We start from the raw sequence: 5,701 nt of genomic DNA, 5'->3' as shown, positions 1-5,701 counted from the left end.
ACTCGAGACCGAGCGGTGCTCGGTCAGCTGCATAATCTCCGGTAGTGCCACTCCTTGGCGGCTGGCCTCGGTCACGAACCCCGACCGCAGGCTGTGCCCGCCAAAATCTCCCTCCAGCCCGGCCAGCCGCGCCCGCCGCTGCACAATCTCACCCACGGCGGCCGGGGACAGGGCAGGGCCGACCCGCTGCTTCCACAGCCGCCGAAAAATGGCCCTCTCGGTGATTCCGGAGGCCTCCAATCAGTCCTGGAGGGCGACGGCAGCCCGATCCAGCACCGATTTGTCCGGCGTCGAAGTCGCCGTGACGCCGGCCTGCTGGGTCTTGCTGTGTTCCAGTCGGTAGATGTAGCCCGCTTCACCGATGCGGCGCAGATCGCGCAGGTCGGCGGCAGCGATCTCGCTGCGCCTGCGGCCACCACTGGCGAACCCAAAGCAGAGTAGGGCGCGATCCCGAATTCCTTCCAGGCTGTCGTCGCAGGTGGCCAACATGGCCTCCAGCTCGGCCAAGGTGATCGCAGTCTTCTTGCGTGGGCGCTCGCCGCGTTTAACCGCGGCCCGCGCCGCGCGGCTGAGCACGGTGCGAATCGCAGGCTTCGCGCAGGGATTGGCCACGTGCTTGAGTCGGTGCGCGGTGGACAGCACGGCAACGCGATGGCGCACGGTGGCCAAGGTCCACGGGCCGACCTTGGCTTTGAGGCCAGCGGCCACCAAGGCCTGGTCGACGGCTGGTGGAAGTCCCCAGGCCAATTCGCCGTCGGTCGAGCGGCGCTGTACGGGGCGAGATGGCTGCATTGGAACCCGGCGCACCCGGGCGATCCGAGCGCGGAACTTTGTTCAACCAGACAACTAGCACCCAGAAATTTCTGCGACGGCTTGCGGCAGCCCAAGAATGTCTGCCTTGCGAACCAGAATCTCTGCCGCAACGGGGCAGAATTGTCCGCTGATGACGGGGCAACTATTTCTGTACCCGGCGTGGTTCCGCGAAACAGCGGCTTACCGACCACTGCGCCCGTTTTGCTAGAGTATGAATGGGTGACCTTGACCACTAAAAATGTACTTTGTCCGGAAACTGCAACTGAATCTGTACTTCGACCGTCTGGGTTAGCGGAAGGAATTGTCATCGAGAGAGTCTGGGTGTACGGTTGCGCTGAACTCTTAGGGCCTGCCGATCAGGCAGGCGACCTTTGTCACGGCGGGCCCAGATAGTGACATCGATGTCGCCCTGATCGTCAGTTGCAGACGTCTGAATAGTGACGCGTGGACTGGATCTCTTGAAATGAGTTTGGCGACGCGAGCGCGAAAACGCATCCTGGGCGTACGGCAGGCGCGCACCAGCAATTCTTCGAATCTGTGGCATCTTAAGTCGCCGCTCTCTAGCCACGCAGTAACCCTCAGTGGCGATCTGAGCATGCTGCTGTTCTACTACTGCGAAGGTGATCCAGCGGTCCACAGAGCCGAGTATTCCGGGCCAGACGTTGACCTCTCGATAGGCGACGTGGATGCAATCGCTGATGCGGTCGTCGTTCTTGAGGATGGGGCATCCCAAGGCAGAGTGGTAGATGACGGCTCCACCAACGCCTTAAAGAAGCTCTCCGCACTGCAAGAGGCCTGCGGCCGATCGATCGCATCAATTACCGTTGGTGAACTGCTTGACGCGTCCTTGCGCGTCCGAAACTGGAAGGCAGCCATCGCAGCCTTTCACCGCTGCGGAGGCGTGAACTTGGCGCCACTTGCAGACGAAGTGGAATCCTGTATCCGGCTTCGTCGCTTCACTACCTTGGGAAATCTAGTCAATGATCTGGATGCCCATCATCCATCGCAAGTAATCGGGGCAGCCGTACTGGCGTTGCGAGCGCGCTCATTTCTGTCCAACCTAGATACCGCGCCATGGTCTATGCACACGCGGCTGATGAGGCTCGATCATGCCCGCCATACCTAGGTACACAAGAAAAACGTTGCCCGCCGAACTCAGATCTATGGCGGCGTGGCCGTCGTTCGATTTCAGCGTGCTTGGTCCGGAGGATCTAGCTGTATGGAACCGTCGCAGGGCTGCGCTTGCTTGCTATCTCGCAGGCGATCCAGTTTCATTGATCGAGGAGCGACACGGCTACCAATGCCATCAGGTTGTGCTCTTCTTGAATCGATGTGTCCACGTGATGCACGATGGCCGACTCGCCGGCTGCATGGGCTTGGTAAAGGGGATTCGGACCAACCCACATGTTCGAACACGCCCTGTCCGCTCAATGCCCCATCTGTCACACGGCGGGTACGTCGGCGCACTTGACCAAACGTTTACGGTTCGTCCGGGTATCCGGGTCGCCCTGGATAAGTACCTGGCGACGGGTGTCGCCCCGGCGGGGAACGATCGGGGGAGGGTGACGCCACGCACAGCACATCAGGTTTTCCTGAGGCTCTGCACCGATGCGGGCATTGGTCCTTCAGACTGGCCTTTCTGCGTAGAGCGCCAAGGCCGCACCAGTCTTGCCCACTATGTGCAGCGATTCTTTGCGGACAACCATCAACGGGTAGCGCTGCTTCAGTTCGGGGAGATCAGCCGAGATCGCTCCAAGCGGGGCAAGGCGCCATTGGAAAAGATCGAGGCGAAAGCTCCCTTCGAAGTGGTAGAGGCAGATGAGCACCAAGTGCACATGATCATCTCGGTCGGCATTGAAACGCCAAAAGGAACGAAATTTGTGCCGTGCCGGAGATTGACGCTGATCGTAGCGGTGGACCGCTACACCAACTACATCTTGGCATGGGATCTGGTAGTACGTCGCCAGCCATCCAGTGCGGACTTCCTGGAATGCATCGATCGAGCGATTGCAGGCCAGTGCCTGTCGGTTGAGATCAAGGAAGCGTTGCTATCGGGAGTGCGGCGCACCAATCAATGCGAACTTCGAATAGGATTTGACACGCTCTTCGTTGACAACGCACTGGCGCACCTGTCCGACTCCGTATGCTCCAAGGTTCGCGAATCTGCAGGTGCCGCTGTCAGCTTTGGCGCGATCAAGCACCCCCAGCGGCGCTGTCTGGTTGAGCGCGTTTTCAGCTGGATGGCACGAGAGCTCTTCCATCGCTCACGGGCAACAACCGGGAATAATCCGGTAGACACGCGACGAATCCACCCAGAGCGCGCGGCCGTACGCATGAAGATATCCATGAAGGAAATCACGCACGCAATGACTAAGGCGGTAGGGCTGTGGAACAACAAGCCCACGGAGGCTAATTATGGAAGTAGCCCCGCGCAGCAGCTGCTGGACTTCTATTCCAACACCGGCGGGATGCTGCCGCCACTGTGCCCACCCCATAACCTTACGTCTCTGCCGCTGAGGCTTGAGATCTGCATGCCTACCGTGCGCGGCAGTCAAGCGAAGGGTAGGCTGCCATACATAACGTATGCATCCGTTGAGTATTCATCCAGGGAGCTCGCGGCACGGTGGGACCTGGTTGGCGAGAAGATCCGAGTGCACGCCGATCCCAACGACATTTCTACCGTCAAAGCCTACACCGCAGAGGGCGAGATGCTGGACGAGCTGATGCCAATTTCCAGCCGGTGGCGATATCCGCACTCGCGCGAGATGCGCCGCTTGCTAAAAGCAAAAATCAAGCATGCGCATGACCTGCTTGACCAACATCCAGCCCAAGAGTTCCTCGCAGACCAGGAACAAGCTGCGCTTGAAGCAAACGAAAAGTCAGCCCGGGTGACGCGAGCAGCTTCCATTGTCGCCGAGGAGGCCCGCAAGGGATATAACTCTGAGCAGCCGCAGCCGGCGCGTTCGAAACGCGAATCCACACAGCAGCTTGTACGCCGACTTCGTAAGCCAACATCAATTGACTTCAGCGTCATTGGGAAAACGTGAGGAACCTATGCACGCCAAGGACAATCTGGCGGCGATCCGTGCGACCTATCCGGACCTGCTCGCCGACCATCCGTTACTGAGGGCTAACGCGATACTTGCCACGCCAGCCGTGAGGGAGGCGGCGACACTCATCTTCGATAAGGCTCGCCGTTCGCGATCCTCGGTTGCATTCTGGGCGCACCCACTCTCCGGAAAGTCCTCCTGCATTGCAGCCCTAAGGAAGCTGGCGCCCGTTCAGTTTCCAAGCTGTGGCTTCATTGTCTATGAACCCTCATCCAAAGAGGTCCCCGCGGAAGGCGCCCTGATTGAGGACCTACTATCCGAGATCGGCTATGAGGGGCGCATTGATCGCACGCTAACAGGAAAGCGAAATCAGCTTGAACGGGCGCTTTACTCGCTTGCGATCGCCGGAAGACGCATCTTCCTAGTAATTGATGAAGCTCAGAACCTCCACGCGAAGGAGCTCGGCTGGCTGAAGCGCTTGGTCAACTGGCTCACCGTTCGAGATATCAAAGTGACGGTGGTGCTCTTTGGCCAAAGCCAGCTGTGCGCCATGCATGACCGACTCAAGGTCCAGATGCCAGATTTCAGTGAGAGGTTCATGTCGCGACTCAACGAGTTCCGAAGCCTGCAGGACGCGTCGGATATACGAGTGTGTCTGCGCTGTTGTGACGAGGAAGCGCAGTATCCGGCGGGATCTGGTTGGTCGTACACCCAGTACCTATGGCCGCGTGCTTACGCACAGGGGTTTCGTCTCGCAAAGTGTGCAGACGAAATGTTTGAGGCGTTTCGTGCCCGCTCCGGGGGCGTGATTGATCGAGAGGGCGTGAGCATGCAGTGGATAGCCGAAGCGCTCATGCTGGTGGGCCTCGACGCGGAGACCAGCGATACCGATGATCTGGTGCTAACCCGCAGCGATTGGGAACGAGCGATCGAAGATACCGACTATGGTGCCCGTAGTCCGCCCGCATTCGTGTCTGCCGCCCGACGTCGCCGAGCTGATCGCCAGGATAGCGCATGATTACCTGGAGTCGCCTTTTGATCGATGACCACTGCTCATCGTGGTCCATCATTCAGCTTTTGGGTTGGCTAAATCACTCCCGCGTACCTTGGCTAAAGACCAAGCGAGCGTGGCGATACCAGTTGCGCGGCCAAGCGGTGCTCTTGCCGGATGCAGGTGCAGGTACGCACCTAGCCGTGCAAGAAGGGCTCAGTGATGTGGCTCGCCTGCTCGCCGAACCGCGCAGGTGGCTTCCTGAGGACGCGCTTCGTTACTGCCCAGTCTGCGTTGGTTACGGGATGCACTACGCGCATCAGCAGGACTATAGGTTCAGGAACTGCATCATTCATGGTCTACCGCTTCAGCTGCAGTGCCCGAGCTGCGGCAATGCGCTCGATACAAAAGGCGTGAGCTGCAATGCATACGCCTGTCTTCAGTGCGGCCAGTCCCTGCTCGACGCAAGCACCCCCATATTGTGTGCGGAAAGCAAGGGCAATCTAGCAACTGTGGCGTTAAATGAGCTCGAAGCATGGCAGCGGGCAGCTGACCAGCTCGGCGCTGGATATCAAACGCCGAGCACGGGGTATGCGCACCCGTTATGGGGAAGCCTGTCGTTGGGTGAGAAGGCCGGCTGGTATTGGCGCGCCATTGAGGTGAGTCCGAACCCGATGGTCGCTGCGGCACTGGAGCCGGCACCAAGCACCTTCCACTTTTTCCCATCAGCCCCCAAGCTTATATCTCTGTGGGACGATCGAGCGGCGTGGTCGGCAGAGCATACGCTCCCCGCCTACCAGCTTATGTTTAGAGCAGTTTCCCGCTACCTCCGGCGAAGCCATCTACG

4 protein-coding genes and 1 pseudogene are annotated in these 5,701 nt (G+C 59.4%); 4 read left to right on the top strand and 1 reads right to left on the bottom strand.

Annotated elements, in window-relative coordinates:
- Positions 1–792, bottom strand: a pseudogene (locus DBR34_RS22430) (site-specific integrase); the annotation flags it as partial.
- 616 nt (positions 793–1,408) lie between these two features.
- Between DBR34_RS22430 and DBR34_RS08595 the strand changes: the two are divergent.
- From DBR34_RS08595 to DBR34_RS21725, 4 genes are all read left to right on the top strand, one after another.
- On the top strand, positions 1,409–1,939 hold the full coding sequence (locus DBR34_RS08595; RefSeq protein ID WP_128096480.1) for a hypothetical protein: 531 nt from the start codon (positions 1,409–1,411) through the stop codon (positions 1,937–1,939).
- A gap of 436 nt (positions 1,940–2,375) precedes the next feature.
- Positions 2,376–3,860 carry a hypothetical protein gene (locus DBR34_RS08590; protein WP_128096479.1) on the top strand — a complete coding sequence of 495 codons (1,485 nt, stop codon included), beginning with the start codon at positions 2,376–2,378 and terminating at the stop codon, positions 3,858–3,860.
- A 7-nt stretch (positions 3,861–3,867) separates the two neighbouring features.
- The gene (locus DBR34_RS08585; protein WP_128096478.1) at positions 3,868–4,881 is read left to right on the top strand and encodes an ATP-binding protein; all 1,014 of its coding nucleotides are present in this window, start codon (positions 3,868–3,870) and stop codon (positions 4,879–4,881) included.
- On the top strand, positions 4,878–5,701 hold an 824-nt coding region (locus tag DBR34_RS21725), incomplete at its 3' end, for a hypothetical protein (protein ID WP_219928241.1). The genes DBR34_RS08585 and DBR34_RS21725, both read left to right, overlap by 4 nt.

The organism is Stenotrophomonas sp. HMWF003, from assembly GCF_003061285.1.
GTDB lineage: Bacteria > Pseudomonadota > Gammaproteobacteria > Xanthomonadales > Xanthomonadaceae > Stenotrophomonas > Stenotrophomonas maltophilia_AP.
This window is presented reverse-complemented; position numbering and strand designations above follow the sequence as displayed.